Source organism: Alkalibacillus almallahensis (genome assembly GCF_011761495.1).
Classification (GTDB): domain Bacteria; phylum Bacillota; class Bacilli; order Bacillales; family Alkalibacillaceae; genus Alkalibacillus; species Alkalibacillus almallahensis.
Window position 1 is genome coordinate 17543 of the sequence record NZ_JAASRU010000017.1, and the last position, 26437, is coordinate 43979.

A 26437-nucleotide genomic window follows, 5' to 3' on the forward strand; every position below is an offset into this window, starting at 1 on the left:
AGGAGGTCATTTGAATGAATTTTTCTTTAGAAGGTAAGACATATGTTGTGATGGGTGTTGCGAACCGCCGTAGTATTGCTTGGGGGATTGCACAAGCACTACACAATGCAGGAGCACGCTTAGTTTTTACGTATGCGAATGAACGATTTGAGAAACCAGTTCGTGAGTTGGCAGATTCGTTAGACCGCGACGATTCGTTGTTTTACGAATGTGACGTAACAGATGATGAAGCGATCAAGCAGACGTTTACAAGTATTAAAGAAGATGTTGGCGTGATTCATGGCTTGGCACATTGTATCGCATTTGCGAATCGTGATGACTTAAACGGCGAATTCGTGGATACGTCTCGTGATGGTTTCTTATTATCACAAAATATCAGTGCGTACTCATTAGCAGCAGTTGCACGTGAATCCAAAGACTTGATGACAGAAGGTGGAAGCATCGTAACGCTCACATATCTTGGTGGCGAGCGCGTCGTGCAAAACTATAATGTCATGGGTGTTGCGAAGGCAAGCCTTGATGCGACGATGAAGTATACAGCAAATGATTTAGGTAAGCATGGAATTCGTGTGAACGCAATTTCAGCAGGTCCAATTCGTACGTTGTCAGCGAAAGGTGTTGGCGATTTTAATTCAATTTTACAAGAAATCGAAGAACGCGCACCTTTACGTAAGCCGGTCACGCAAGAAGAAGTCGGTGATGTTGCTTACTTCTTAATGAGTGATCTATCTCGCGGTATGACAGGCGAAATCCTCCATGTTGACTCTGGTTTTAACATTTTAGGTAAATAATTAAATATTAGTGATAAAAAGCTCAACCTTTGCGGGTTGAGCTTTTTTTATTCAAGAGCAGCGCTTGAATTTATTAAATAAATGCGGGTATTTATGAGATAAGTGCGTTAAGTTTTGAAATAAATAGGTGGATTAATCTAATAAGATAAAGGCGGATGCGAAGTTTTGAAATAATTTGAGCCATTTATGAGATAAGTAAATGGATTTTTGAAATAAATAAGTGGAATTATTTCAAAAGTGCTAAAGTTGAACATCAATAGGCTGTTGTGCATACGGTAAAGTGAAGGACATTAAGAAAGGAGTCGGTTTTATGTCGGAAAAACAAGCTAAACCACCATTATTATTTATTTCAAATCCAATACAGTCAGAACCTGAAGCAAAAGCTCAGAAGCAATATTATAGTTTAGAGGAGATATCATCATCTGAGTCTGAAAATGATGCAACAGAAACAACCAATAAACGTCGAAAATTTCATGATATGACGATTGATGAGAAATTGAAATACATGACGGATATGCCAGCAATTATGCCTAAGATGAAATGTGAAGTGATCACGTCTAATCAAACCTATGTAGGGACAGTCGAACAATGTGATGATGAGCAACTTGTAATTCGTACTGTTGAGCAAGGTTTTAAAGTTAATATGAAACGAGAAAATATTAAGGATGTTCGATTGAAAGGTTTTTAATCTAAATAAAAGGCTCTGTTAAAGTCCGTTGTTGAAATTGTGATCCGCTCTCGGTGGACGCTTTCCGCGGGCACGGCTCGAGCCTCCTCGGCCGAAAAGCGTGGCCTGCGGGGTCTCGAGACACGTGCTATTCCCGCAGGAGTCGCCACCTTCGCTTCTCACAATTCAACAACTCAGTGCTACATCAGTTGAAAGTCAACACTAAACTTTAACAGAGCTAAATAAAAAAGAGCTGCTTATGAAAAGCAGCTCTTTTTTGGTTTATCCTAGTGTGTTCATAGCTGGTAAGCAAGTGACGTGGCAGAAGCAATCAAGATCTACTGTGATACAAATACCCGTCGAGCGTAGGTTGCCTGTTTTTTGTTTTGTTGGATCGACACAGCCTGGTTGTGTGTCAGATGGGTCACGTAATAATTCTAGAGTGGCGCAGTTATCGCGACCTACATCATTGACTCTAAAGAAGAAACTATCTAGAACGGTATGGTTCTGATCATTGCGTACTCCGAATCCTCTGAATGGTTCGCATTTGCAGTAAAGTAAAACTGGGACCGTATCTAGATTGTTCGGTGCAGTTGTATCACCTCGTAAGTCTTGAATGGATTGTTCACATCCGATATCGCAATCATCATCTACGATATCATCTTGCGCGTCGACGATTTGTCGTAAAATATCAGCAACGCAGTTCTTATCATCTTTTTTATGATGACCCTGTTCATCGCAGCAAGACATAAGCAAGCTCCTTTCTAAAATAGTCTTTTGACTAAGGTTACGTTAATAATGTATGCCCATATCGAATGACGGTGTGGGCGTTTGACTGAGTTTTACTAGGAATTTGTTTTGTTTTTGTCGGGCACTTACCTACGCTAACAAAAGGACATTTGCATAGACTAATTAATGCAAGATACATCGGGAGAGGAGTGAACTTATGGGCCAATCAAAAAAAGAAATACATGTAAATGATTTAATTATTCGAGCAGAAAATGTTGTTGTTGAGCCTACAGAGAAACAGTCACAGCCGTGGATTGGTCGTGAAGTGAAGAGCGAACATCATCATGAAGCGGACACAATAAAAGGGGAAGAAGACGACTTAGATGATGATGATCATCATGATAAACGACCGCCTTTTTCATGGATTTAAATGAACAGAGGAACTCGCCTACCTAAGGTGAGTTCCTCGTTTAATGAGCATAGCGATTTAGTATTTGGCTCTGTTAAAGTTTAGTGTTGACTTTCAACTGATGTAGCACTGAGTTGTTGAATTGTGAGAAGCGAAGGTGGCGACTCCTGCGGGAACAGCACGTGTCTCGAGACCCCGCAGGCCACGCTTTTCGGCCGAGGAGGCTCGAGCCGTGCCCGCGGAAAGCGTCCACCGAAAGCGGGTCACAATTTCAACAACGGACTTTAACAGAGCCTAGTTTTTAAATAAATGGTGCTAGTTATTTAAAAAATCAGAGCATTTATTTCATAAATAAGAGGAATTATCTCATTAATGCTTCCTATACAGTCATAAAATTTAAAGAAATTACGAATATATTATTTACAAAACGGGTATAGAAGTACTAAGGAAGGAGTTGGTCGTATGGGTTACATTTTACCGGTGGATCAATATCAATATCAGCGGTATCACCAACGCGTGACAGCTGAAAATCGTGTTCCATACATGGTTGAACGTCCATTTGGTGTTGAACTTGATACGAAACGTAAGCAAGCATTTGAGTATGCAGAAGACCGCAAACAAATGAGTAAGCGCTACCAAAACAACTCCCAAGACGAACAGACAAAAAATGCTGAACAAGCTGAAACGATGGAATTATACACCCCTGACAATGTTCATCATCCAGCAAACTTAAGGAATTTTAAAGAATTGACAGGAAAAGGACAGTTCTTTAGCGAAAGTATCTAATTGAGTGCTAGGCTAAGGAAAGGAATTAAATTATGAAGATGAATCAAATTAATGAACATTGTTATTATTTTCATAGCTCCGTCAATGTGGGGTACGTGCATGAAGGTGATCAAGGCTTATTAATAGATGCTGGCATTGATGCCTCGGCGATTCGAAAGGTCGTGAGGCAACTTGATGAACAGGGGTTACCTGTGACGCATCTATTTATAACCCATGCCCATGCAGACCACTTTGGCGGAGCGAGTTATTTATATAAACATTATGGTGTGAAGATTATTGCCCCGCCGTTAGAGGCATCAATCATGAAACATCCCATACTGGAACCGATTTATTTATTCCAAGGCACCACACCACCTGATGAAATTCGTAATAAATTTCTGGAAGGGCCTCCGATTGATGTTGATTTAATTGTTGATGAAGGCAGGCATACGATTGATGGATTCGAATTAGATTGTATTCTAACACCAGGTCATAGTTATCATCAGTTAGCGGTTGCAACACATGATGTGTTATTTGCGGCTGATAGTTATTTTGGTGAAAAAGAGCTCCATAAACATAAAATTCCGTTTTTAACATGTGCCCATGATACAATTCGTAGCCTTGAAAAGTTAAAAATGACGAATTATAGCGGAGCAATTCCTGGTCATGGAAAATTTGAAGAAGATTATCACGATACGCTTGAAGCCAATATCGCTTATCATCGCTCTGTTTTAAAAGCTTTATATGAAATGGTACGAATCTCACCACATGGGTTATCCTTAGAAGATGTCGTCTCATACATGTGTGCTCGATTCAATGTGAATGCAGAACAATTATCTCAATACCTACTGTTCCGCACAGCTGTCGGTGGTTATGTGAAAGCATTAATAGATGAAGATGATCTTCATTGTGAAATAGAAAATTATCGGGTCATGATTAAAGCATCGTGACTAAAATCCGGCTAGTATGGCATCACATACAAGCCGGATTTTTGTGTCCATTCGGCATACATAACCTGGTGGATCTCTAAATCTTGTCGTTTCAATTCTTCTTCAACCTGGTGTTTGTCCCAAACAATTTCTTTCAAATTTTCGGTAACCAATTCGCCATCAGTAATGATTGTGATGGGTAATTCAACTGGTTGTGGCGTTTGATTAAATTGCTCATTCGTCGGCGATTGGTGGATATATTTCTTAAGAACATTAATACTACCGTTCGTTTCAAACACAGCATATTCTACTTCTTGAATTGAGAAAACCCCTTCATCTCTTATTAGATGCATAAGTTGATTCATATCAAGTTTAGCTTTTTTCAACACATCTTTTTGAATTTGACCTCGCCTAATAACGAGAGACGGAGAGCCTTCTAATATCTTTCGTGTACGCCTGAATTTATTAGTAATCCACTCCGTCACATAAATTAAGACACCCCAAAGTCCAACAGCGAATAGAATCATGCCTACGCCAACTTCTTCATCAAACAAAGCATTACCGACGAGTTCACCTAAAACAAGAGCTGAAATGAAGTCGAATGCTGTAATCTGAGTGATTTGGGATTTACCTAGCAATTTTGTCAAAACAAAGAGGGCAAGAAAGCCTATACATGATTCGATCAATATATTTATAAAGTCCAATTGTCGTGACACCTCCAAGTTCAATTAGTTCTTATTATGGAAGGTGTGTTGACTTTCATACATGTATGAAACTAGATCATTTGAATCAAACTACACTAAAAAGTTTGTTGAGAGGATGAGGGCTATGCAGGGTAAAATGACCTTAGGGCTTGTGATCTTGGCTATCGTTTTAATGGTGGCATGGTTAATGTATCATTGGCTGATCTAACTTAATTTATAAAAAATAAAGATCACTTATTTTCTATAGTGAATAGTAATAAAAATAAAGCTGGCGAATAAGCCAGCTTTTTGAGTTATAAATCTTTTATCATCGTGACGTGAGGAATACCTGCATCCATGAACTCATCCGAAACAACTTCATAACCAAGCTTTTTATAAAATTTAATGGCGTAAGTTTGCGCATTTAATTTAGCCTTTGAAAAACCTTTTTCACGAATGATGTCTTCCATGGCCAAAATGATATCGCGTCCATAGCCATTACCGCGTTCCTCACTCAAAACAGCAATCCGTTCTAGCTTACCGTATTCATCAACGAAGCGTAGGCGGCTAGCTGCAACGGGGCGACGTTCCATGGTGTAGCCGACAAAGTGAATGGCAAGATCATCAAACTCATCCATTTCCTCATCAAAAGGGACTTTTTGTTCTTCAACAAAAACCACCTTTCGAATATCAAATGCTTCGTCTTTTTCTCGTAATGTTTCGATTGGTTTAATCTTTAGCATCGTTCTTATCCCTCGCCAAACTTGAATGTTTCGTGGACAGTCCATGAACCGTCTTCTAATTGATATAACAATTGGAATCGATCAATCGTATCGTGTAAATCAAATGACAACATTTTTAAACTACCAAAAACATCGGAATGTTCGTCTTCTGACAATTCTTGACTAATCGTAATATGAGGGACGAACTTAAATTCACGATTATCTGGGAATGGCTCATCATGCATTTTTTCGTTTAAATAGGTAAGTTGCTCATGATCATCGACACGTAAATAGATCGTTTCTGTGGTCGGACTAAATGAGCTTACTCGTCCAATATGAATATCAAAAGGCTCAACCTTTTTAGCTAATTCGCTACAAGCCTTTTCGATTTCCTTAATTTCATCTTGTGTTGCTTCAAAGCGCTCTTTCAATGTGATATGTGGCGGAATTAACGAATACCGCGGGTCATAACGCTTTCGGTAGGAGTTTGCTTCGTCTTGTATTTCTTTAGATGGAAAAATGGCAATACCATAAGTTACGGGTGTCATGATTAAATCCCTCCATTAGATTTCAAATTTTCTCGTTTTAAACTCCGAATTAAACTGCTTTTTTAGCTATAAACTTTATTATAACAGAAAAAGGGGGTAAAAATCGCCCTTTATTTGTGCTTATTTTCCAAAAATATATTCAATAGCATTGGGTAAGTCTTTTTGCCATTGCTTCCAAGTATGATTACCTTTTAGTTCTTTATAGAGGTAATCTGAAACGCACCCCTCTAAGAGTTGATTGAGTTTACGATTTGGATTTAGAAAATCTTCAATATCACCATATGTTGTTTCAACTTCTTCTTCATCTAAGCCAATTGTATGATAAATCGACATCGTATCAATTTCGTCGCTGTCTTTAACAAGTTGTTCAATCCGTTCGTCCGTGTAGGGTGATTGCATAATCACTTTCCCGAATGTGTTCGGGTATTTTAAGGCGGTCATGAGTGAAACAGTACCACCAAGTGAATCGCCCATTAAGACACGACAAGATTTCACATGATAGCTAGGAAGTTCTTTGTCTAAAACAGGCACGACCTCAAAACGTAAAAACTTCATATAATTTTCCTGCATGTCACTATCTGGATGATATTTATGCCAGCGATCGTCTCGGTCTTGATAGTGAATCCCACAGAAAATCGTGTTTTCAATTTTACCTTCTGCATGAAGGTTGTCACTGACGCGAGCTAGACGTCCGAGTTGATAATAATCATCACCATCTTGCACGATACACAAATGATATTTATATAAAGGCGAGTAATTTTCCGGGCGATAAATACTAAGTGTAAATGTTTCGTTCATATATTCACTTTCGATTTCGCGTTCGATCATTGAGCCGTCTCTACCCAATCGAAACCCTCCAGTTCTAATAGATTAAATGATGTAAGGCCACACTGGATGCTTATATTTTACCACATTATACAAAATTCGCGAACTTTTTCGATTTGTCCAAATTCTTTCGCATGGTATACTTAAACAAAGGAGGCAATAATCATGGCAGGACATTTTAGTCATATTCCAAGTGATCAAATTGAACAAGCCGCACGTGAAGCATTAGAAAATCGTGGGGTGACTATCCATAGTATTGCAGAAATTGTATATGAAATGCAAAAACCTTATAATCCATCGCTATCATTCGATTATTGTATCGATAGTGTCAATCGTGTATTGGATAAACGAGAAATCCAGCATGCATTATTAGTCGGTATAGAATTAGACCGGCTTGCTGAGCAGGAGAAATTATCAGAGCCTCTTCAATCATTAGTTGAGCAAGATGAAGGTTTATTCGGAGTCGATGAGACAATCGCATTTGGAGCAGCGCTTGGCTATGGTAGTATTTCTGTCACCACTTTTGGCCATCTAGATAAAGAGAAAAAAGGTATTATTAAAGATCTTGATTCTAAAGTGGGCGGCCAATGTCACACCTTTTTAGATGACATGGTAGGAAGTATTGCAGCTAATGCATCGAGCCGTATTGCTCACCGTTTACGTGATTCTATCGATGGACTTAGTGAAGAAGAAATCGAACAACGTGATCAAGAAGAACGTTACTAAGGAGGTTCTAATTTGTTAAATAGTATTCAAGATATGAAAACATTAAATGATGGTGTGAAAATGCCTGGTTTCGGCCTAGGTGTATATAAAGTATGGGAAGATGATGATGCGCGTCAAAGTGTGCAGACAGCAATCCAACATGGCTATCGCCTCATTGATACCGCGTCGTTTTATCAAAATGAAGTGGGAGTTGGTCAAGGAATCAAGGAAAGTGGTGTTAATCGCGATGACTTGTTCATTACGACGAAAGTTTGGAATGATGAACAGGGATATGACAATACATTGCGTGCCTTTGAGGCGAGTATGAATCGACTTGAACTTGATTATTTAGATTTATATTTAGTGCACTGGCCAGTCAAGGATTACTACCGAGACACATGGAAAGCCATGGAGCGGTTAGTTGATGAAGGGTTAATTCGGTCAATTGGTGTGAGTAACTTTAAACAACGTCATTTGGAAGATTTAATGACGACAGCTAACGTGAAACCAACCGTTAATCAAGTCGAATATCATCCTCATTTACAACAACATGATGTAAAGGCATTTTGTGAACAAGAATCGATCCAATTAGAAGCGTGGTCACCGCTTAAGCGTGGCGATTTATTTGACGATGAAACGATCCAACACATCGCTCAAAAACATGATAAAACACCGGCACAAGTTATCTTACGTTGGGATGTGGATACAAATGTGATTACCATTCCGAAGTCGGTGAAAGAACATCGCATTGTGGAAAATAGTGATATTTTCGACTTTCAATTAGACCAAGCAGATTTAGATGCGATTAAAGCATTAAATCGTGATGAACGTGTCGGTCCTAATCCCGATCAATTTGGCTAAAAACAAGCATATAAATAGGGCTGGACTTGAATCGATTTCGAGTCCAGCTGTTTAATAAAGAGGTGTCAATTTATGAATTCAGTTTATTTAGTAGACGGTGCGCGTACAGCCTTCACTTCATTTGGTGGTTCATTCGTTAATACGAATGCTGTTGATTTAGGTGTTACAACAGCTGAGGCAGCGCTGGAACGAGCGAATGTGTCAGCTGACGCGATTGATCATGTGATTTATGGAAGTGTGATTCATACAAGTGAGAATGCAGCTTATTTATCGCGTCATATTGGACTGAAAGCAGGTGTTCCTCAAGATGTACCGGCTTTAACATTGAATCGCCTTTGCGGCTCAGGGTTGCAATCAGTTGTTTCTGCAGCACAAGAAATTAAGTTAGATGAAGCGAATATTGTGTTAGCAGGTGGAGCAGAAAATATGTCGCAAGCGCCTTTTTCGAATTTTAAACAACGGTTTAAAGGTGTGAAAATGGGTGATTTATCTTTTACGGATATGTTGAACGCGACTTTGACTGATCAATATACCGGTAAAGGCATGGGGATGACAGCGGAAAAATTATCTGAGCAGTATGGAATCTCGCGTGAAGCACAAGATGAATATGCTGCCCAGTCCCATCAACGTGCTTCTAACGCGGTTGAAAAGGGAAGTTTTGCTGAAGAAATTGTGCCTGTGACGGTGACAAGTCGTAAAGGGAGTCTTGAAGTGGAGCAAGATGAACATATCAAACCAGATTCATCAGTTGATGTGCTGTCTGGACTTAAGCCTGTGTTCAAAGAAGATGGAACCGTAACGGCAGCGAATTCATCTGGCATCAATGATGGTGCAGCAAGTGTAGTAGTGGCTGGTGAGAAGGCAGTTCGTGATCACGGACTTGCACCCATGGCTGAGATTAAAGCTTGGCATGTAGCGGGTGTGGACCCAACAATAATGGGGATTGGTCCAGTACCTGCCATTAATGGAGCTTTGAAAAAGGCTGATTTAACGCTTGATGATATGGATTTAGTCGAAGTAAATGAAGCATTTGCTGCACAGTATTTGGCAGTGGAAGCCGAGCTTGATTTAGACCGCAATAAAACAAATGTTAATGGTGGTGCGATCGCGCTAGGGCACCCTGTAGGTGTGAGTGGCACACGCGTCTTGTTGACTGCTGCTTATGAGTTAAAACGTCGCGGAGGTAAATACGCCGTTGTTAGCTTATGTATTGGCGGTGGTCAAGGTATTGCAATGGTGATTGAGAATCAATAAATAGGAAATCAGTCTTGTGGTGAGCTCACTAAAAAATGTGAGTATTCATGAATGGCAAAGTCGATTCCAAGGTTCCTTTATCGACTTTGTTATAAAATAACAGTAATTAAGAGTGAAAAATGGTTAACATAATGTCAGAGTTTTGTTAATATAAATTTAACAAGCAAATAATTTTAATGTAACAAAGCTAGGGGTGCCATTTAATTGGCTGAGAGGAATGATTCCGACCCTTTGAACCTGATCTGGTTTGGACCAGCGTAGGGAAGTGTAGTTGCTCGGAGTTTATTGGATTGTGAATTATGTCCAAGATTATCCAAGTCAACCACTTTCTTATGTCTGGTATAAGAAAGTGGTTTTTTATTTGGAAAATGACGTGATTCAGCTAGATTATTCGTTATTTTCTAAATTAAATATAAAATAATCTTGGAGGGATAATGTATGAAATTTTCAGATTTACTAAGGAAAGAGACGAATCATATTTGGGAAGCGAACTTTAATCACCCTTTCATTAAAGGGATTGGGGATGGAACGTTACCGATGGAATGTTTTCGTTACTATGTCATGCAAGATGCTTATTACTTATCACATTTTGCAAGGATTCAATCGTTAGGTGGGACGAAAGCTAATGACTTTTACACAACGAGCCGTATGGCAGCACATGCACAAGGAACTTATGAAGCGGAATCAGAGCTTCATCGTCATTTTTCAGAAAAACTAAATATTACTGAAGAAGAGCAGGAAAACTTTGAGCCAGCATTAACAGCGTACGCTTATACGTCTCATTTATATCGAGCTGCATACCAAGGCCATTTAGGTGATATTATCTCGGCAATATTACCTTGCTATTGGATCTATCAAGAAATTGGTGACAGGCTTAAACATGTTCAACCTGATGTTCCTATTTATCAAGAGTGGATTAATGCTTATGGTGGCGACTGGTTTAATAAGTTAGTCGAAGAACAAATTAACCGGCTTGATGAAATTGCTGAAAAAGTGACAGAAGCTGATCGTCAACAAATGAAACAGCACTTCACGATTAGCTGCCATTACGAATTAGCATTTTGGGATATGGCTTACAACTTAGAAAAATGGCCAGCACAATCTGAAATAATAAAATCTTAGGATTCTAGTAGTACTAGTTAAATAAGGTGTATTAACGAATGGAGGAATGAATGATGCAAGATTCATTAGTTATTGCTGGTAAAGAATTAAACAGTCGGTTATTTGTTGGGACCGGGAAGTTTGCTGATCATAGCAAAATGAAAGAGACCTTACAAGAATCCCGATCAGAAGTTGTTACAGTAGCGGTACGTCGAGTGGATTTAAGTGGGTCAGATCAATACATCTTAAACGATATTCCTAACCATATGACGTTAATGCCAAACACATCAGGTGCTCGATCGGCTGAAGAAGCTATTCGGATTGCTCGTTTGGCGAAAGCTTCTGGAATGGGGAATTGGATTAAAATCGAAGTGATCACAAACAGTAAATATTTACTTCCGGATAATGAAGAAACGATTAAAGCAACGGAATCACTAGTTAAAGAGGGTTTTGTTGTTCTCCCTTATATGAGTCCAGATCTAATGGCAGCTAAACGATTAGAAGAAGCTGGAGCAGCAACAGTCATGCCATTGGGTTCGCCCATTGGATCGAATCGTGGTATTCGCATGAAAGAAATGATCCAAATCATGATCGAAGATATTAAGGTACCTATTGTTATTGATGCTGGAATTGGTCGTCCTTCTGAAGCGGCAGAAGCAATGGAAATGGGGGCAGATGCTGTTTTAGTTAATACAGCCATCGCAACAGCAAAAGACCCAGTCGCGATGGCTAAAGCTTTTGACTTAGCTGTTCAAGCAGGTCGCTCGGCGTATATGTCTGGAATAGGCTCATCATCAACAAACGCTAAGGCATCTTCTCCTCTCACAGGATTTCTACACTCTTAAAAAAGGATGATTTATCGTGAGTTTTTATAACGTATTAGAGAAAGTCAATCAACTTCCTTTAGAAGACATGTTGGAAAATGTCACACAACACAATGTAGAACAAGTACTACAAAAAGACCGAATTAATGAAGAAGATTATTTTGCTTTATTATCTCCGGCAGCTGAACTTTATTTAGAAGAAATGGCTCAAAAAGCACATCAACTAACTATTCAGCATTTTGGTCATACCATGCAAATCTTCTTACCCCTTTATGTATCAGATTACTGTGTTAATACATGTCAATATTGTAGTTTCAGTGTTGAAAACGATTTCCCGCGTCGTATTTTAACCATGACGGAGCTAGAAGAAGAGGCGAAAGTTATTGCAAATATGGGGGTTGAGCATATTATCATCCTATCTGGTGAATCGATGATGCACTCGTCTGTAAAATATATTAAACAATGTATGAAAGTGCTTAAGAAATACTTTTCTTCAGTAGGTCTAGAGGTTCAACCGATGGATACTGAACAGTACCAAGAGATTGTTAATAGTGGTGTCGATCATTTGACTGTTTATCAAGAAGTTTATGATGAGGACATTTATCGGCAATTACACACAAAAGGCCCGAAACGCTTTTTTAAATATCGATTGGACACACCTGAACGGGGCTGTGAAGCGGGAATGCGCTCTGTTTCAATTGCAGCACTATTAGGGTTGAATGATTGGCGTCGTGAAAGTTATATCACGGGATTACATGCGCAATATTTACAACAAAAATATTTAGACGTAGAAGTCGGTGTAGCTTTTCCGAGAATTCAGCCGAATGCGGGTAGTTTCCAACCTAATGTAGAAGTAACAGACAAAAATTTAGTTCAAGCCATGATGGCTTACCGTATTTTTCAGCCTCATTCTGGCATTACCGTTTCCACTAGAGAAAGCCCAGCGTTTCGAGAGCAAATTTTACCGCTCGGTCCGACGAAAATGTCAGCAGCATCATCAACTGTTGTCGGTGGTTATAATGAACCTAATAACACACAAAGTCAGTTTGAAATTTCTGATGAACGTTCAGTTGACGAAGTTAAAGAAATGTTATTAAAGCATAACTACCAACCAGTCATGAAAGATTGGCAGCTGATATAGATGACTCAAGGTATCCATTTAATTTCGAATGGTAAGCAATCTTTAGAAGAATTTATAAAAGTCGCACAAGCAGTTTCCCCTTATGTTAACTATATTCATATAAGAGAAAAACATCGGACAGATGATGAACTAGTTGAGTGGATAAATGGATTGGTGAAAAACGACATTTCGAAAGGTCAGCTCGTCATTAACGAGCGCGTTGAATTGGCAGTTGGAACTGAAATTAAGGGCGTTCAATTAACTGATCATAGTGAAGATGTATCTTCTGTTCGAATGAAGCACCCTAATCTATTAATTGGTCGGTCAGTCCATTCAGTTGAGGAAGCTCAAGATGCAGCTATTAGTGGGGCAGATTACGTCATTTTTGGCCATGTTTTCAAGACTCATTCAAAACCTGGTTTACCGCCGCGTGGTTTGGAACAATTAGGACACTTAATCAAGTCTAGTGATATCCCAGTCATCGCGGTTGGTGGAATCACGCCAGAACGAGTGGGAAGTGTCATGACCTATGGTGCTAGTGGTGTAGCTATTATGTCAGGTTTAATAGATTCAGAACAACCAATAGAAAAAGCAAAGCGTTTTTTAGGAGGTGTTCGTAATGGATATTCACGTTAATGGTGAAAAGCGTGAGTTATCGAATGATATTCAAACAATTTATGACTTACTTAATCATTATAAGTTAGCTGATAAAAAAATCATCGTTGAACTAAATGCTGATATTGTTGATTCAAGTCAGCATATTGAAACCTTAATACAGGATGGTGATCGAGTTGAGCTCGTTCACTTTGTGGGCGGTGGTTGATGGAAGGGGGTCATCAGAAGTTGGAGCGTTACTCAAGACAAATTTTATTTGAAGGGATTGGCGAAGAAGGTCAGCGAAAGTTACAGACAAAGCATGTTCTAATTGTTGGAGCGGGTGCATTAGGAACAGGTAATGCAGAAGTGTTAACGCGTTCGGGAGTTGGTCGAATAACCATTGTTGATCGTGATTACGTTGAAAGAAGTAATTTACAAAGACAGCAGCTATACACTGAGCGTGATGCAATCGACAGAATACCTAAAGCGATTGCAGCCCAAAAAAGGTTGCGCGAAATTAATCCTACCGTCGAAGTTAACGGGAAAATAGTAGACGTAACTGTAGAAGAAATTGATCAGCTTGTTTCTGATGTTGATTTAGTGATAGACGCAACAGATAATTTTGATATTCGTTTTTTAATTAATGATAGTGCACAAAAACATCGTATTCCATGGATCTATGGAGGGTGTGTCAGTAGTTATGGGCTGAGTTTTACTATTATACCTGGTGAAACACCATGTTTGAATTGTTTACTCGAAACGATCCCGCTCGGTGGTGCGACATGTGATACCGTTGGTGTCATTTCGCCCGCGGTTCAAATGGTCGTTGCCTATCAAACAGTTGAAGCGATGAAAATTTTAGTCGAAGATTTTGAATCAGTGCGTTGGAAATTAGTTTCATTTGATTTATGGAATAATGAACAGTCTGCCATTGATGTTAGTGGTTTGAAGAAGAAAGATTGTCCATCGTGTGGAGAGTCTCCGAGTTATCCCTATTTATCATATGAAAACCAGACGAAAACAGCTGTGCTTTGTGGGCGTAATACAGTACAGATTCGCCCACCTAAGAAAGTTGATCGTGATTTACATGTTTTAGTCACTCAATTAGAAAAGCAAGGAGGAAACATTGAACAAAACCCATTTTTAGTGACCTATCATTATGAAGATAGGCGTGTTGTCTTTTTCAAAGATGGACGTGTGTTAATTCACGGAATGAAGGATATCGTTGAAGCTAAAAAAATCTATCATCAACTATTAGGTTAGTAGGGAGGAATGAGTGTGACAGTAGTAAAAGCATTAACAATCGCTGGATCTGACTCTGGTGGCGGAGCCGGGATTCAAGCGGATTTAAAAACCTTTCAAGAATTAAAGGCATATGGCATGTCAGTATTGACGGCTGTAACAGCACAAAATACATTAGGCGTCCAAGCCGTTTATCCTCTAACAGTAAGCCAGGTTGAAGAACAGTTGGATTCAGTTGGAGAAGATTTAAAGCCTGATGCTTTAAAAACGGGGATGTTATTTAGTGCAGAAATTATTGAAGCTGTAGCGAGAAAAATCCAGCAACACGAGATGAATAATGTTGTGCTTGATCCTGTTATGATTGCAAAAGGTGGTGCCAAACTGTTACAAGATGAAGCAATTGCTACGATGAAAAAGCACTTAATACCACTTGCAACTATTGTAACGCCAAATATTCCTGAAGCTGAAGTGATGACAGGTTTAACATTAAATTCATTAAAAGACCGAAAAGAGGCTGCTGAATGTTTATATCAGTTGGGAGCTAAAAATATTATTATTAAAGGTGGTCATGGTGAAGAAGATGAGGTGGTCGACCTTATATATGATGGTGAGACGTTTACACAATTAATAAATGAACGTAAGTATACAACAAATACACATGGTACAGGATGCACATTTGCAGCAGCGATTGCAGCTGAACTCGCAAAAGGGTTCAATGTTATAGACGCCGTTCGTGTTGCAAGGGAGTTTACTCAAGTTGCAATTGAAAATGATTTAAACATCGGATCTGGTCAAGGACCAACAAACCATTGGGCTTATCAAAGTAGGAAAGAAAAAGTATGATCGAACAACAATTGGCATTATATCTTGTGATGGGTAGTCAAAATTGTAAACATGATCCTGTTGAGACGTTAGAGAAAGCTATCCAAGGCGGTGTGACTTTCTTTCAATTTCGTGAAAAGGGAGTAGGTTCAAAGATAGGTGAAGAAAAGATCGAATTAGGTCTTTGTCTTAAAGAAGTTTGCCATCAATATGGCGTTCCATTTATTGTTAATGATGACCTTGAGCTCGTTAGTGAGTTAGACGCTGATGGGTTACATATCGGCCAAAAAGATGGTGATATGAAGAAAATGAAAGAGTCACTTAAAAGCTATCAGATGCTTGGGGTTTCGACTCATAATGTAGATGAAGCTCTTGAAGCCCAAAAACTTGGTGTAGATTATATTGGCGTTGGCCCTATGTTCAACACGTCAACGAAAGACGATATTGAGGAAGTAAATGGCCCTATCGTTATTAAAGAAATTAGGAAACAATTGCCGAATATTCCGCTTGTCGGAATTGGCGGAATTAAACATAGTAATGCGTCACAAGTTATTGAAGCAGGTGCAGATGGAGTAGCAGTGATATCGGATATTACACAGGCCGAATCAGTGAAAGAAGCTACTGAAAGATTAGTTGAGAATGCTAATCGACTGTGATTCTAATTTACGTTAGCTCATACTGAGTAGAAAAAAGAGGGTCTCAATAACGACCCTCTTTACTATTGGATTATGCGTACGCTTTATTAATTTTTTATTATTACCCTAATCCTTGTATAGAATATTGAATGGGGCTAAGTTTCATTTTATTAGCATTTCGTATTAGTAAAATATTATTGCCTGTGATTGGCTAAGACGGTAAATGAGAAGCACGCATTTCTTTATAAATCTCTTTTTTAAATTCTAAAAAGTCATGTGATAACAGTAAATCTTCATTTCTTGGCCGTTCAAAAGAGACACTCATTTCCCGTTGAATGTTTGCTGGGCTATTCGAAAGTATGATGATGCGATCAGACAAAAACAACGCTTCTTCAATATTATGAGTGACAAAAACAATTGAACGTTTATGTTCTTCCCACATCGAAAGAAGCCATTGTTGCATGTCCGTTCGGGTAAATTCATCGAGTGCTGAGAAAGGTTCATCTAACAAAATTAACGGTTGTGGACTTAAAACACTCCGTATAAATGAAACGCGTTGTTTCATACCACCTGACAGTTCGTAGGGATAGGCATCAGCATAATCAGATAAACCAGCACGGTCAATCATTTGTAATGCTGTGTCACGATCGCGTTTTCCTTGAATTTCTTGACCAAGTAACACGTTATCTAAAACGGAACGCCAAGGAAACAAAGATGGTGATTGTGGTGTGTAGCTGACTGAACCAGGTTGATTTTTGATACTTTCATTGTTTAATACAATGTCGCCCGAAGTAGGTGTTTCAATGCCACCGATGATTCGAAATAGAGTACTTTTGCCACTGCCTGATGGTCCTAATATCGAAACGAATTCTCCTTGGTCAATAGAAAAATTGATCTCCTCTAATACTTCTTGTTCGCCGAATGATTGACTAATATTTTTAACATCAAGATGAGCCATTTGTATTCCTCTTTTCGGATGCTTGCCAACGTATGACACGTTTTTCGAGCCAAACGATAAGCATAAAGAATAATAAACTAATAAACACAATTATAAATATAGCGACGAAAACTCGGTCTGCTCTGAATGAGGAGGAAGCAAGTGTCATATAAACACCCAATCCCTTATTAGCTCCGAGCCATTCGGAAATAACAGCGCCCATTACGCTATAAGTTGCAGAAATTTTCAAACCAGAGAACAGTGAAGGCAATGCACTTGGCCATTCTAATTTCCAGAACATTTGGCGCTTAGTTGCACCGGCCATTAGCATATAATGGCGCAGATCACGGTCCGTTTGCTGTAATCCACCTAGTAGCGAAATAGCGATCGGGAAGAAGCAAACGAGTGTGATAACGATTAACTTCGGTAACATACCAAAACCAAACCAGCCAACGAGTAAAGGTGCTAATACGATAATTGGTATATTTTGCGATAATATGATCAATGGATACATGGACTGACGGAGTACTGGTATTAAATGAAGGAGAGTGGCCACAAGGATCCCACTTAAACTGCCGACGATAAAACCAATGATAATCAGCTCTATAGTCGCAAAAACATGTTGATTGTATTCAGTCCATTCATTTATACCGACCGTAAATATATCACTTGGAGCAGGGAGGAACCATTTTGGTACGTCAAAGACGACTACACTTAATTCCCAAATGATGAAAAGAAGGATGAGGACCGCAAGTGGTCGCCATCCTTGTCTAATCAGATTAAGCATGACGATGTTTCTCCGTTAATGCATCCATTGAAGCCCCATCAGGGTAATGCGCGATTTTAACTTGTGAAATGACATTAGGACAGCCGATCTCAATCATTTTGCGGTTGATGTCTTCTACGATTGATAATAACTCAGTCAATTCTCCTTCCATTGTTGTTTCAAGTGGCCCGACTTCGTATTTTACACCCGATTCATCAATAACGTTAATCGCCTCATCCACATAAGGAATGACGTCATCGTTCGGTCCAGGTGTTTTTGGGATCACTTGAATACTTAATAGTGTGTTAGCCATCATTTATTCCTCCTCGGGTAAAAAATCATTGGTGAAAGCATCTTCAGCAGTGAATTCACCGTCTAGTAAATCATGTTCGTTCATCCATTCCGCATAATTTTCCCATGTATCAAGTTCTTGCTGACCCCATCTGGAAGCATCGTCTTGGTAACGTGGGGAAAGCCACTCCTGACTGGCTTTCACGAGTTCTTCATCTAAATCAGGTTCAGCTTCGATTAAGATATTAGCTGCTTCCTCAGGATTTTCAATCGCATACTGATAACCTTCTGAAGCGGCATGCATAAAGCTTTCCGCTAGATCTGGTTGATCATTCACGATGGATTCACTCGTTGCCAATACAGGTGTATAGTAATCAAGTTTTTCACTATAATCCGTTAAATAAATCATGTTCAAATCTGTTCCGCGCAATTCAGCTTCAATTCCATCCCAGCCGTAATAAATCCAGCCAAAGTCAATACCTTGACGCTCAACAGCTGTGAAAAAGTCAGAATCTCCAATATTGACAGTTTCAACGTTGTCAACATTAGCATCTTCTTGCTGCATCAACGATGAAATGACAGCTTCTTCAAGCGGGGCGCCCCAGCCACCGTAAGTTTTGCCTTCGAAATCGGCAGGTGAGGTGATGCCAGATCCTTCAAGTGCTGCAAAACCAGACGTGTTATGTTGAATGACAGCAGCAATTGAGACAACTGGAACATCTTGTACGCGCGCTTCTGTTATATTTTCTTGGAAACTAATCCCGAAGTCCACTTCACCTGAGGCAATCATCTGTTCAGGTGAAGCCTCCCCAGGTAAAATGATATTAACATTTAAGCCTTGCTCTTCAAAAAAACCTTCAGCTTGGGCGACATAAAGCCCCGTGTGATTCGTGTTAGGTGTCCAATCGAGCACGACATCTACACTCGTTAACTCATCTTCATTCTCCTGAGATTCATTGTTCTCGTCATTACTACAAGCAGCTAACAATACGAATAACAAGATTAATAGAAATAATTTTTTCATAGAAACCTCCCAATGATTGATAGCCATAAGTTGGAGGTACTAAAAAAGCCCTAGGTACAGTTCTCCTAGGGCACACAAAGTTTAATTGAAATGAAGCATTATTGTGTTCCCTACGCTGGTCTTAGCCAGTTCAGGTTCTAAGAGTCAGTATCTTACGGATACAATCTCAACCAGCAACACTGGTCCCCCTACAACTTATGTCTATACGATTTTATTCCGATTAAAGTGTGCCACAATTTTGTAACAATTGCAACTGTTAGGGTGTTGTTTTAGTCAACAATATTTTAAATCTAAAAACGTAAATACGGAGGGGTAGACCACGGTTTTATAAGTATGTATGATTAAGAAATCTTTTCCTAAGAAGGTTTTGTTTATAGTTCTCAAATTAAACTAATACCAAATCTTATAGCACTTGAATTGAGAGGTTAATTATTTTATAATAAAAATTAGAATTTTCTGATTAATAAGTCATCAAACATAATGAGGGGGAGTGTTTCGGTGGATACGAATGTTTCAAATGATTTCGAGAAGGTATTGGAACGAGCAAGAAGAAACACATTAGGTGACTTATTGTTACGGACGCGTGAGCGCATGCCGGACAAATTCGCTCTGGATTACGAGGGAAAACGAGTGACTTATGCTGAACTTGATGATCTCGTTAATCAAACAGCGAACGCATTTCGAAAGCAAGGTATGGCCAAAGGTGATATGATCACCGTAATGTCTAAAAACAGTTTAGATTTTGTGGTGCTAAAATTCGCTTTAGCTCGTCTTGGTGCAGTTATGATCCCAATCAATTATATGTTATCAAATGAAGATGTTGCTTATATTTTAGAGCATTCACAAGCCAATGGTATGTTGGCATCTCAAGATTTCGCACCTGTATTAGAAGAAGCGGCAAAACCAGGAACAATTCGATTTAAGTTCCTAATGGATTTAGAAGCAGGCGAAAATGTGGGTGAAGAATTAGTTGAATGGGAGTCTCTAGAAGATTCCCGTTCGAATGAGTCAAATGAATTCGTTGATGAAGATTTAGCTGATGATGATCTAGCTCATGTCTTGTACACAAGCGGGACTGAATCTCGTCCTAAAGGCGTCATGTTATCTCATAAGAGTTTAGTTAGCGAATATGTCAGTTGCGTGGTTGACGGAAAAATGGAAAGTCGCGACGTGCTCGTTCATGCCTTACCGATGTATCATAGTGCTCAATTACATGTGTTTTTAGGGCCAAGTATTTATTTAGGTGCAAGTGGTATTATTTTACCTAATGCAACGCCTGAAGGAATTTTAGAAACGATTGAGACGTATGGTGCGACACAATTATTCGCACCACCCACTGTGTGGATTGCTTTATTACGTCATCCAGATTTTGAAAAGCGTGACTTATCAACACTTGAGAAATGTTATTACGGTGCTGCGATTATGCCCCGGGAAATATTAAAAGAGCTATCTGAACGTCTGCCTAATGCGAAGTTTTGGAACTTTTATGGGCAAACAGAAGTAGCCCCATTAGCAACGGCTCTGCAACCAGAAGATCAATTACGTAAACTCGGATCCGCTGGTAAGGCAACGTTAAATGTGCAAACGAAACTTGTTGATGATCAAGGCGAAGAAGTGCCGCGCGGGGAAGTCGGTGAAATTGTCCATCGAACGCCACATGCGATGAAAGGTTATTTGAATGATCCAGAAAAGACTGCGGAAGTATTCCAAAATGGCTGGTTTCACAGTGGTGATCTAGGTGTGATGGATGAAGAAGGGTATGTCACAATTGTTGATCGCAAGAAGGACATGATTAATACAGGTGGCGTTAACGTCTCAAGTCGTGAAGTTGAAGAAGCGATATATGAACTTGACGGTGTTTCAGAAGTTGCGGTAATCGGCTTACCAGATGCTTATTGGATTGAAGCGGTAACCGCAATTGTGGTACCGAAAGAAGGATATCAATTAACGAAGGAAGATGTTGTTCACTTTTGTTCAAATAAGTTAACCAAATTTAAAGTACCGAAATACGTACAAATTACGGATCAATTACCTAAAAACCCAAGCGGTAAGGTATTAAAACGATCTTTACGTGATCAATACGAATCAGTTACAAATGAATCTTAGGAAAAGGCCGGCGTCATGTCGGCCTTTTCTAATGTAATTTATGAATGTAAAGTCAATTTTTGATTGGTTAAAACGTCCGGATAAAAAGTATGGAATGACCATGTGTGGTAGACATTTCGATTACGAATAAGGAAAATTCATCTATAGATAGAAAATTTCTTTTTTGTCTAACAATTATGATACAATATAAGTTAGAAAATGGGGGGAGGTCAATGTCTAAAGAAGAGACAGAAAAGGCGAGGGTATTAGCTGAAAAATCAACATTACTCGCTCAATTAGGGGCTTCAATTTATCACCAATATCGCATTGGTCAATTATACAGTGATGAGTTGAAAGGATATGCGACTCGTATACAAAAGCTTGATACAGTTTTACATAAATTAAACGAGTCTGGAGATTCGAAGGCCACATGTACATGTGGAACAACGGTTAGTGAAGCAGATATTTATTGTCCATCTTGTGGGCAAGCATTGACTTTTTTACAACTCAATAGACAGGATGAAACATGTAAACAGTGCGACACAGCCTTACTTCAAGATGCAACATTTTGCCATGTATGTGGGAAGCGGAATAGGGAGGAAGCGACATGATCTATTGTCGACAGTGCGGTACCGCTAATCCTTCAGACGCTAACTATTGCTTTTATGATGGCTATCCTCTTGAACATCATGCATACCCACCTCACATGTCATCAAAATCTCGAGAATCTTGCCCACATTGTGGCGCTTGGCGGCATGAACATGCTTCCTATTGTCATATATGTGGTGAATCTTTTGAGCAACTCCAAACGCAAACTTTCACACCCAAACGTAATGCTCTAAAGTTTAAGCGTGAAGGTAGAGCGGAGGTGCTGAAATCTTTCTTATGGCCTGTTCCGTTAGCAATTGTTTCTATGATTATTATGATTGTGGTGATGAATCTATCACTTAATGAAGCGGATGAACAAAGTGTGAATCGAGTTATCGTTGCTTCTTCTGATGTGACGGCAGAACTATTAAGTTATAATAACTATTTTGAAAATAGTATCAGCCGTATTCGACAAGTTAATGAAGAGGGAGATTTAAAGACTGATCAAGTCTATTTGACATGGCAAGAAAACTTGTTAATAAGTCATGGGATTACTTTTGAGCAGAAAGAAAAGGAAGATGTAAGTGATCTGAATAATGGAAACGAGTCTTATACGATGGACACAGAAGTCCAAAATAGTAAGCCTCAATACGTGTTTCTAATTGTTTTGCTTACAGGTATAAGTGCTTTAATTTATCGTCGGTTTCGTCCGCGAATTAGTTTGTTCTCAATGGCTATTAGTGCAGCAAGTTTTGCGATATGGTACTTGTTACCAGTCGCTATTTTAAGTCTGATTGTGTCTGATTCTCTAAGTCGTGAGTTAAATAACGCTAATAGTAGGGAAATGAGCTTTCAATTCGTTTTGGACGGAACTTTTATTGTTTGGGGAATATTACTGATCGCTGTCTTTTTTGTTGCTCAACTATGGCGAGAAAAACGCTCACTCCCTTATGTCCTGGAAGGGGCAAAACGAGGGAGCTATTGGCTCGTGTTAACCTTTTTACTTTTTTACGTGGGAAGTTTAATTGTCGTTTCATTATCAGCGCAAGATGGTCATTATATAAATGTTTTAATGCATGAAAACCTGTTTGTGAATGCTTCTCTAGTAGCAGGTTTCTTAACGATTTTACTTATTAATACTGGCTTCTTTAATACACTCAACTTAAAGACAGGTATGCATCAAGAATCAGAAATAGTTTTTCATCTTTTTAATCGATCGTTGTCGGCACCAGATGAAAAGATGAGAAATGATAGATTTATGGAAAGCTTCGATCAATATATTTCTCCACTTGAACAGTTAAGTCCATGGTTTTGGTTTAGTTTTGTGATGCTTATGATTGCGTGCTTATTAATGGGTACTTATATGAAATCAGGGTCATTGATTATTAAAGTTAAACTAGCAGTCGGGATTGCACTTGTATTTAGCATTATTAATAGTTTGTTTGTTATCATTATGTCGCAACGAATGGTACAAGTATTTGATGAACAAGAAAGTATAAATTATGCTAACTATGACTTACTAATGACTATGTTCATTACATTTGGGTTCATCATGGTCTTTGTTATGGGCGGAATAGGGTTAAGATATCTTTGGAAAGGAGCGAATACAAATGAAAGCAATCGTACATGAGCAAATACCAGGATTAGATGGCCTAGCGTTTCAAGATATTCCTGAACCTAATGTTGGTGTTAATGAAGTTAAAGTAAAAGTAAAGACTACTGGGTTAAATCGTCGTGATGTATCTGTGACAGGACGTCGTCAAGAAGGTGCGAATCCACTTGTTCTTGGCTCTGATGGCGCTGGAGTCATTGAAGCGGTTGGCGCTGAGGTTAGCGGTTGGAAGCCAGGTGACGAAGTGATTATTAACCCTGGAATAGGATGGATACAAAATGATGACGCACCCCCTAAAGGGTTCCAAATAGTGGGTTTACCTGATGATGGAACATTCGCTGAATATTATGTGGTGAATGAACAATATATTGAGCGTAAACCGACGTCATTAAATTGGGATGAAGCAGGCGTGATCGCTTTAGCAGGCTTAACAGCTTATCGAGCAGTGTTTACACGTGGCAATATACAGGCGGGAGATACAGTCTTGTTACCTGGAATTGGCAGTGGTGTTTTAACTTATGCTTTAAAGTTTCTAAAAGCGATTGGAGCTCGAGTGATTGTGACATCTCGCTCAGAAGCTAAATTAGAAACTGCTAAATCATTAGGGGCTGATCGAGGCGTCTTAACAACAAGTGATTGGCAAGAAACGTTATCTGATGAGACGATTGATGTAGTTATTGAAAGTGTCGGAAGAGCAACCTTTCAGAAGTCGATTGAAGCTGTCAGACGCGGTGGTACAATCGTGATGTTTGGTGCGACAACAGAAGACGTTGTTGAGTTTGATTTACGCCAGTTTTTCTATGGACAATATAATTTATTAGGCACGACATTAGGAAGTGCTGAAGAACTGCAAGAGATGCTAGCTTTTGTAGACAAAAACGGGATCAAACCAGAGATTGATCAAATGTTTACTTTAGATCAATACGCGGAAGCATTTGAGTATTTACGAGATTCGAGTAACTTTGGCAAAGTTGGCTTTCGAATAGAATAAGATTGAAAACGTTCGAGTATACTCGGACGTTTTTTAATGGTCACTCCGTTAATTTATTAGATAATCTAAAGGATTTATTTAATAAATAGGAGAAGTTATTTAATTACTAGAGGGAGTAATTTCAAAACGAGATCGGATTATCTAATAAATAAGTCGTGCGTGTTATAATAGGCTAAAATTGTTCTGTAGGAGGGTTCATGGATGAAAATCACCCTATCACCAGATTCGTTTAAAGGTAGTTTATCGGCTCAACAAGTTTCTGATGTCATGTCGGAAGCGGTTCATTCGATTATGCCTAACGCGGATTGTGCTCAGTTGCCGATGGCTGATGGAGGAGAGGGGACGATTGATGCGTTAGTTCATGCGACAAAAGGTAAACGCGTCAATGTCTTAATTACAGGCCCGCTTGGTGAACGAATTAACACAGTAATGGGGTTTGATGGTTATACAAATGAGGCCATTCTTGAAGTTGCGAGTGTTTGTGGAATAGATCAAGTAGAAAAAAGTAATCGAAATCCTATGAATACGACATCTTATGGACTTGGAGAATTGATGAAATATGCTCTAGATCAAGGCTATACCCAATTACTTATCGGCTTAGGAGGAAGTGTTGTAAACGACGGTGGAATTGGAATGTTGACAGCATTAGGAGCCCGTTTTTATGATGCTGATGGCTATACACTTGAAGGCTATGGTCGTGATCTTCTCCTAGTTGATCAAGTGGATTTTTCAAACCTAGATTCACGATTAAAGAAAAGTGAAATCCGAGTCGCTACAGATGTAGATAACCCTTTAACGGGGACTAATGGGGCAACTTATGTTTTTGGCCCGCAAAAAGGGGCTTCAAAATTAATGGTCCAACAACTTGATGATGCCATGCATTCATATAGTTCATTAGTCGAAGATGAAATCAAAGGTTCATTTCAATATCGGCCAGGAGCAGGTGCAGCAGGTGGTTTAGGTTTTGCCTTAATGGCAATAGGGGCTGAATTAAAGTCTGGAGCTTCATTAATTGCTTCGACGATAGGATTAGAACAAGCCATTTCAACCAGTGAATTAGTGATAACAGGTGAAGGGAAGAGTGATGAACAAACATTATCTGGAAAAGCACCAAGCTATGTGGCACAACTCAGTCAACATCATCAAGTAATATGTGTACTCATTTCTGGAGCAATTGATGACCCAGAGGGAAAACTGCGAGATGGTTTTTCTGGTGTTTTTTCGACAATCCAGAAACCAATGACTGAAGCGGATAGTATGGCAAATGTATCTGATTTACTCTATCATCAAACAGCAAATATCGTTCATTTCTATCAAAATTTCTCTAAATAGACGCTAACCGTTTCCATTCAACAAACGATTCATAGAGTGATGGTATAGCCTTCACTGGCATATAATGGGACAACTGTTGAATGGAAAGGAGGAGCAGACCATGGAAATTCTTGATTACGTGATGGACGAGGCGTTTGTTTTGATTCCTGTGTTGTGGATTTTAGGTAAAATGATTAAGCAGATGCAATTAATGCCGAATAGGTTTATTCCAATCACTTTATTAGGTATTAGTACGATTTTTACTACTGTTATGATGGGACTCTCCGTTGAAACATTTATTCAAGCCATACTCGTAACTGGTGCCGCTGTCTTCGGTCATCAGCTGTGGAAACAGTTTAACAATCATGATTAACAGTCAAACTTAAGCTTAGAGTTTAACTAATAAATACCTCAGTTTTTTTAAATAAAATGACGAGTTTTAGAAAAAGCTCATCCAATTATTTAATAACCCCGAGATCGTATAAAGAAAAAGAAGCTGACATGACGTCAGCTTCAGGCTGTCGAGAAAGTCTCGGCAGCCTGATTTTTTTGCATAAACTTTAACAATTCACCGCGTTAATTTGATATAATAGAAGTATAATA

At 39.1% G+C, this 26437-nt stretch carries 31 protein-coding genes and 2 riboswitches; of the genes, 22 read left to right on the plus strand and 9 right to left on the minus strand.

Annotated features, from left to right (window positions below):
- The first annotated feature begins 14 nt into the window (after nucleotides 1–14).
- Together fabI and FHR85_RS12865 are read left to right on the plus strand one after the other, a co-directional pair.
- A complete protein-coding gene (gene fabI / locus FHR85_RS12860; protein WP_167263908.1) occupies nucleotides 15–791 on the plus strand; it encodes an enoyl-ACP reductase FabI in 777 nt (258 codons plus the stop codon).
- 310 nt (nucleotides 792–1101) lie between these two features.
- On the plus strand, nucleotides 1102–1479 hold the full coding sequence (locus FHR85_RS12865) for a CotO family spore coat protein (protein ID WP_167263910.1): 378 nt from the start codon (nucleotides 1102–1104) through the stop codon (nucleotides 1477–1479).
- A 261-nt stretch (nucleotides 1480–1740) separates the two neighbouring features.
- On the opposite strand, the gene FHR85_RS12870 is transcribed toward FHR85_RS12865, so the two are convergent.
- Complete coding sequence (locus FHR85_RS12870; RefSeq protein ID WP_167263912.1) at nucleotides 1741–2208, minus strand: CotY/CotZ family spore coat protein; 468 nt, start codon at nucleotides 2206–2208, stop codon at nucleotides 1741–1743.
- A gap of 196 nt (nucleotides 2209–2404) precedes the next feature.
- Here FHR85_RS12870 and FHR85_RS12875 point away from each other — a divergent pair, with 196 nt between their 5' ends.
- The 3 genes from FHR85_RS12875 (at nucleotide 2405) to FHR85_RS12885 (ending at nucleotide 4311) form a co-directional block, all read left to right on the plus strand.
- The gene (locus tag FHR85_RS12875) at nucleotides 2405–2617 is read left to right on the plus strand and encodes a hypothetical protein (RefSeq protein ID WP_167263914.1); all 213 of its coding nucleotides are present in this window, start codon (nucleotides 2405–2407) and stop codon (nucleotides 2615–2617) included.
- A gap of 441 nt (nucleotides 2618–3058) precedes the next feature.
- Nucleotides 3059–3382 (plus strand): hypothetical protein, encoded by a 324-nt coding sequence (locus FHR85_RS12880; RefSeq protein ID WP_167263916.1) that lies wholly within the window; start codon nucleotides 3059–3061, stop codon nucleotides 3380–3382.
- Nucleotides 3383–3414: 32 nt separating this feature from the next.
- Nucleotides 3415–4311, plus strand: a complete 897-nt coding sequence (locus tag FHR85_RS12885) for an MBL fold metallo-hydrolase (RefSeq protein ID WP_167263918.1) — start codon at nucleotides 3415–3417, stop codon at nucleotides 4309–4311.
- Nucleotides 4312–4322: 11 nt separating this feature from the next.
- On the opposite strand, the gene FHR85_RS12890 is transcribed toward FHR85_RS12885, so the two are convergent.
- The 4 genes from FHR85_RS12890 to FHR85_RS12905 form a co-directional block, all read right to left on the minus strand.
- Nucleotides 4323–4994, minus strand: coding sequence for a DUF421 domain-containing protein (locus FHR85_RS12890; RefSeq protein ID WP_167263921.1), 672 nt, complete (start codon nucleotides 4992–4994; stop codon nucleotides 4323–4325).
- Nucleotides 4995–5287: 293 nt separating this feature from the next.
- Nucleotides 5288–5716, minus strand: a complete 429-nt coding sequence (locus FHR85_RS12895; RefSeq protein WP_167263923.1) for a GNAT family N-acetyltransferase — start codon at nucleotides 5714–5716, stop codon at nucleotides 5288–5290.
- Nucleotides 5717–5721: 5 nt separating this feature from the next.
- Nucleotides 5722–6243 carry a YjcG family protein gene (locus FHR85_RS12900; protein WP_167263925.1) on the minus strand — a complete coding sequence of 174 codons (522 nt, stop codon included), beginning with the start codon at nucleotides 6241–6243 and terminating at the stop codon, nucleotides 5722–5724.
- Between the two features lie 120 nt (nucleotides 6244–6363).
- Nucleotides 6364–7089, minus strand: coding sequence for an alpha/beta hydrolase (locus FHR85_RS12905; RefSeq protein ID WP_167263927.1), 726 nt, complete (start codon nucleotides 7087–7089; stop codon nucleotides 6364–6366).
- Between the two features lie 144 nt (nucleotides 7090–7233).
- On the opposite strand from FHR85_RS12905, the gene FHR85_RS12910 reads away from it, so the two are divergent.
- The 11 genes from FHR85_RS12910 to thiE all read left to right on the plus strand — a co-directional run bounded on the left by FHR85_RS12910 (nucleotide 7234) and on the right by thiE (nucleotide 16250).
- The gene (locus tag FHR85_RS12910) at nucleotides 7234–7794 is read left to right on the plus strand and encodes a phosphatidylglycerophosphatase A family protein (RefSeq protein WP_167263929.1); all 561 of its coding nucleotides are present in this window, start codon (nucleotides 7234–7236) and stop codon (nucleotides 7792–7794) included.
- A gap of 12 nt (nucleotides 7795–7806) precedes the next feature.
- Nucleotides 7807–8634 (plus strand): aldo/keto reductase, encoded by an 828-nt coding sequence (locus tag FHR85_RS12915; RefSeq protein WP_167263931.1) that lies wholly within the window; start codon nucleotides 7807–7809, stop codon nucleotides 8632–8634.
- A gap of 72 nt (nucleotides 8635–8706) precedes the next feature.
- Nucleotides 8707–9888 (plus strand): acetyl-CoA C-acetyltransferase, encoded by a 1182-nt coding sequence (locus tag FHR85_RS12920; protein ID WP_167263933.1) that lies wholly within the window; start codon nucleotides 8707–8709, stop codon nucleotides 9886–9888.
- A 179-nt stretch (nucleotides 9889–10067) separates the two neighbouring features.
- A riboswitch (TPP riboswitch) is annotated at nucleotides 10068–10169 on the plus strand.
- A 157-nt stretch (nucleotides 10170–10326) separates the two neighbouring features.
- A complete protein-coding gene (gene tenA, locus FHR85_RS12925; protein WP_167263935.1) occupies nucleotides 10327–11010 on the plus strand; it encodes a thiaminase II in 684 nt (227 codons plus the stop codon).
- Between the two features lie 53 nt (nucleotides 11011–11063).
- Nucleotides 11064–11834, plus strand: coding sequence for a thiazole synthase (locus tag FHR85_RS12930; protein ID WP_167263937.1), 771 nt, complete (start codon nucleotides 11064–11066; stop codon nucleotides 11832–11834).
- Nucleotides 11835–11850: 16 nt separating this feature from the next.
- A complete protein-coding gene (gene thiH, locus FHR85_RS12935; protein WP_167263939.1) occupies nucleotides 11851–12954 on the plus strand; it encodes a 2-iminoacetate synthase ThiH in 1104 nt (367 codons plus the stop codon).
- Nucleotides 12955–13569, plus strand: a complete 615-nt coding sequence (locus tag FHR85_RS12940) for a thiamine phosphate synthase (protein WP_167263941.1) — start codon at nucleotides 12955–12957, stop codon at nucleotides 13567–13569.
- Nucleotides 13553–13756 carry a sulfur carrier protein ThiS gene (thiS, locus tag FHR85_RS12945; protein ID WP_167263943.1) on the plus strand — a complete coding sequence of 68 codons (204 nt, stop codon included), beginning with the start codon at nucleotides 13553–13555 and terminating at the stop codon, nucleotides 13754–13756. Before FHR85_RS12940 ends, thiS begins: the two co-directional genes overlap by 17 nt.
- Complete coding sequence (locus FHR85_RS12950) at nucleotides 13756–14793, plus strand: thiazole biosynthesis adenylyltransferase ThiF (protein ID WP_167263945.1); 1038 nt, start codon at nucleotides 13756–13758, stop codon at nucleotides 14791–14793. Before thiS ends, FHR85_RS12950 begins: the two co-directional genes overlap by 1 nt.
- A 15-nt stretch (nucleotides 14794–14808) precedes the next feature.
- On the plus strand, nucleotides 14809–15615 hold the full coding sequence (gene thiD / locus FHR85_RS12955; protein ID WP_167263947.1) for a bifunctional hydroxymethylpyrimidine kinase/phosphomethylpyrimidine kinase: 807 nt from the start codon (nucleotides 14809–14811) through the stop codon (nucleotides 15613–15615).
- Nucleotides 15612–16250, plus strand: coding sequence for a thiamine phosphate synthase (thiE, locus tag FHR85_RS12960; protein ID WP_167263949.1), 639 nt, complete (start codon nucleotides 15612–15614; stop codon nucleotides 16248–16250). Before thiD ends, thiE begins: the two co-directional genes overlap by 4 nt.
- 190 nt (nucleotides 16251–16440) lie before the next feature.
- On the opposite strand, the gene FHR85_RS12965 is transcribed toward thiE, so the two are convergent.
- From FHR85_RS12965 to FHR85_RS12980, 4 genes are read right to left on the minus strand one after another with little or no spacing between them, the layout of a single operon-like run.
- Nucleotides 16441–17187, minus strand: a complete 747-nt coding sequence (locus tag FHR85_RS12965; protein ID WP_167263951.1) for an ABC transporter ATP-binding protein — start codon at nucleotides 17185–17187, stop codon at nucleotides 16441–16443.
- Nucleotides 17174–17953 (minus strand): ABC transporter permease, encoded by a 780-nt coding sequence (locus FHR85_RS12970; protein WP_167263953.1) that lies wholly within the window; start codon nucleotides 17951–17953, stop codon nucleotides 17174–17176. The genes FHR85_RS12965 and FHR85_RS12970 overlap by 14 nt, the downstream gene beginning before the upstream one ends.
- On the minus strand, nucleotides 17946–18245 hold the full coding sequence (locus FHR85_RS12975; RefSeq protein WP_167263955.1) for a thiamine-binding protein: 300 nt from the start codon (nucleotides 18243–18245) through the stop codon (nucleotides 17946–17948). Before FHR85_RS12975 ends, FHR85_RS12970 begins: the two co-directional genes overlap by 8 nt.
- 3 nt (nucleotides 18246–18248) lie before the next feature.
- Complete coding sequence (locus tag FHR85_RS12980) at nucleotides 18249–19247, minus strand: ABC transporter substrate-binding protein (protein ID WP_167263957.1); 999 nt, start codon at nucleotides 19245–19247, stop codon at nucleotides 18249–18251.
- Between the two features lie 90 nt (nucleotides 19248–19337).
- A riboswitch (TPP riboswitch) is annotated at nucleotides 19338–19447 on the minus strand.
- Nucleotides 19448–19745: 298 nt separating this feature from the next.
- On the opposite strand from FHR85_RS12980, the gene FHR85_RS12985 reads away from it, so the two are divergent.
- From FHR85_RS12985 to FHR85_RS13010, 6 genes are all read left to right on the plus strand, one after another.
- Nucleotides 19746–21353: an acyl-CoA synthetase gene (locus FHR85_RS12985; protein ID WP_341770979.1), complete on the plus strand. Its 1608-nt coding sequence runs from the start codon at nucleotides 19746–19748 to the stop codon at nucleotides 21351–21353.
- Nucleotides 21354–21565: 212 nt separating this feature from the next.
- Nucleotides 21566–21943 carry a zinc ribbon domain-containing protein gene (locus tag FHR85_RS12990; RefSeq protein ID WP_167263961.1) on the plus strand — a complete coding sequence of 126 codons (378 nt, stop codon included), beginning with the start codon at nucleotides 21566–21568 and terminating at the stop codon, nucleotides 21941–21943.
- Complete coding sequence (locus FHR85_RS12995; protein ID WP_167263964.1) at nucleotides 21940–23550, plus strand: zinc ribbon domain-containing protein; 1611 nt, start codon at nucleotides 21940–21942, stop codon at nucleotides 23548–23550. Before FHR85_RS12990 ends, FHR85_RS12995 begins: the two co-directional genes overlap by 4 nt.
- Nucleotides 23531–24523 (plus strand): zinc-binding dehydrogenase, encoded by a 993-nt coding sequence (locus FHR85_RS13000; RefSeq protein ID WP_167263966.1) that lies wholly within the window; start codon nucleotides 23531–23533, stop codon nucleotides 24521–24523. Before FHR85_RS12995 ends, FHR85_RS13000 begins: the two co-directional genes overlap by 20 nt.
- Before the next feature lie 201 nt (nucleotides 24524–24724).
- A complete protein-coding gene (locus FHR85_RS13005; protein WP_167263968.1) occupies nucleotides 24725–25855 on the plus strand; it encodes a glycerate kinase in 1131 nt (376 codons plus the stop codon).
- A 100-nt stretch (nucleotides 25856–25955) separates the two neighbouring features.
- Entirely contained in the window at nucleotides 25956–26207 is a 252-nt protein-coding gene (locus FHR85_RS13010; RefSeq protein ID WP_167263971.1) for a phage holin family protein, read from the plus strand.
- Nucleotides 26208–26437: the final 230 nt, after the last annotated feature.

Excerpts from the sequence above, each read along its gene's own strand:
- FHR85_RS13010 (WP_167263971.1), top strand. The coding sequence starts at position 25,956 with ATGGAAATTCTTGATTACGTGATGGACGAGGCGTTTGTTTTGATTCCT.
- FHR85_RS12895 (WP_167263923.1), bottom strand. The coding sequence starts at position 5,716 with ATGCTAAAGATTAAACCAATCGAAACATTACGAGAAAAAGACGAAGCA.
- FHR85_RS12875 (WP_167263914.1), top strand. The coding sequence starts at position 2,405 with ATGGGCCAATCAAAAAAAGAAATACATGTAAATGATTTAATTATTCGA.
- FHR85_RS12865 (WP_167263910.1), top strand. The coding sequence starts at position 1,102 with ATGTCGGAAAAACAAGCTAAACCACCATTATTATTTATTTCAAATCCA.
- FHR85_RS12885 (WP_167263918.1), top strand. The coding sequence starts at position 3,415 with ATGAAGATGAATCAAATTAATGAACATTGTTATTATTTTCATAGCTCC.
- FHR85_RS12975 (WP_167263955.1), bottom strand. The coding sequence starts at position 18,245 with ATGGCTAACACACTATTAAGTATTCAAGTGATCCCAAAAACACCTGGA.
- FHR85_RS13000 (WP_167263966.1), top strand. The coding sequence starts at position 23,531 with ATGAAAGCAATCGTACATGAGCAAATACCAGGATTAGATGGCCTAGCG.
- FHR85_RS12920 (WP_167263933.1), top strand. The coding sequence starts at position 8,707 with ATGAATTCAGTTTATTTAGTAGACGGTGCGCGTACAGCCTTCACTTCA.
- FHR85_RS12900 (WP_167263925.1), bottom strand. The coding sequence starts at position 6,243 with ATGACACCCGTAACTTATGGTATTGCCATTTTTCCATCTAAAGAAATA.
- fabI (WP_167263908.1), top strand. The coding sequence starts at position 15 with ATGAATTTTTCTTTAGAAGGTAAGACATATGTTGTGATGGGTGTTGCG.
- FHR85_RS12965 (WP_167263951.1), bottom strand. The coding sequence starts at position 17,187 with ATGGCTCATCTTGATGTTAAAAATATTAGTCAATCATTCGGCGAACAA.
- FHR85_RS12940 (WP_167263941.1), top strand. The coding sequence starts at position 12,955 with ATGACTCAAGGTATCCATTTAATTTCGAATGGTAAGCAATCTTTAGAA.
- FHR85_RS12970 (WP_167263953.1), bottom strand. The coding sequence starts at position 17,953 with ATGCTTAATCTGATTAGACAAGGATGGCGACCACTTGCGGTCCTCATC.
- FHR85_RS12950 (WP_167263945.1), top strand. The coding sequence starts at position 13,756 with ATGGAAGGGGGTCATCAGAAGTTGGAGCGTTACTCAAGACAAATTTTA.
- FHR85_RS12990 (WP_167263961.1), top strand. The coding sequence starts at position 21,566 with ATGTCTAAAGAAGAGACAGAAAAGGCGAGGGTATTAGCTGAAAAATCA.
- FHR85_RS12910 (WP_167263929.1), top strand. The coding sequence starts at position 7,234 with ATGGCAGGACATTTTAGTCATATTCCAAGTGATCAAATTGAACAAGCC.
- thiS (WP_167263943.1), top strand. The coding sequence starts at position 13,553 with ATGGATATTCACGTTAATGGTGAAAAGCGTGAGTTATCGAATGATATT.
- FHR85_RS13005 (WP_167263968.1), top strand. The coding sequence starts at position 24,725 with ATGAAAATCACCCTATCACCAGATTCGTTTAAAGGTAGTTTATCGGCT.
- FHR85_RS12930 (WP_167263937.1), top strand. The coding sequence starts at position 11,064 with ATGCAAGATTCATTAGTTATTGCTGGTAAAGAATTAAACAGTCGGTTA.
- FHR85_RS12880 (WP_167263916.1), top strand. The coding sequence starts at position 3,059 with ATGGGTTACATTTTACCGGTGGATCAATATCAATATCAGCGGTATCAC.
- FHR85_RS12980 (WP_167263957.1), bottom strand. The coding sequence starts at position 19,247 with ATGAAAAAATTATTTCTATTAATCTTGTTATTCGTATTGTTAGCTGCT.
- tenA (WP_167263935.1), top strand. The coding sequence starts at position 10,327 with ATGAAATTTTCAGATTTACTAAGGAAAGAGACGAATCATATTTGGGAA.
- thiE (WP_167263949.1), top strand. The coding sequence starts at position 15,612 with ATGATCGAACAACAATTGGCATTATATCTTGTGATGGGTAGTCAAAAT.
- FHR85_RS12995 (WP_167263964.1), top strand. The coding sequence starts at position 21,940 with ATGATCTATTGTCGACAGTGCGGTACCGCTAATCCTTCAGACGCTAAC.
- FHR85_RS12870 (WP_167263912.1), bottom strand. The coding sequence starts at position 2,208 with ATGTCTTGCTGCGATGAACAGGGTCATCATAAAAAAGATGATAAGAAC.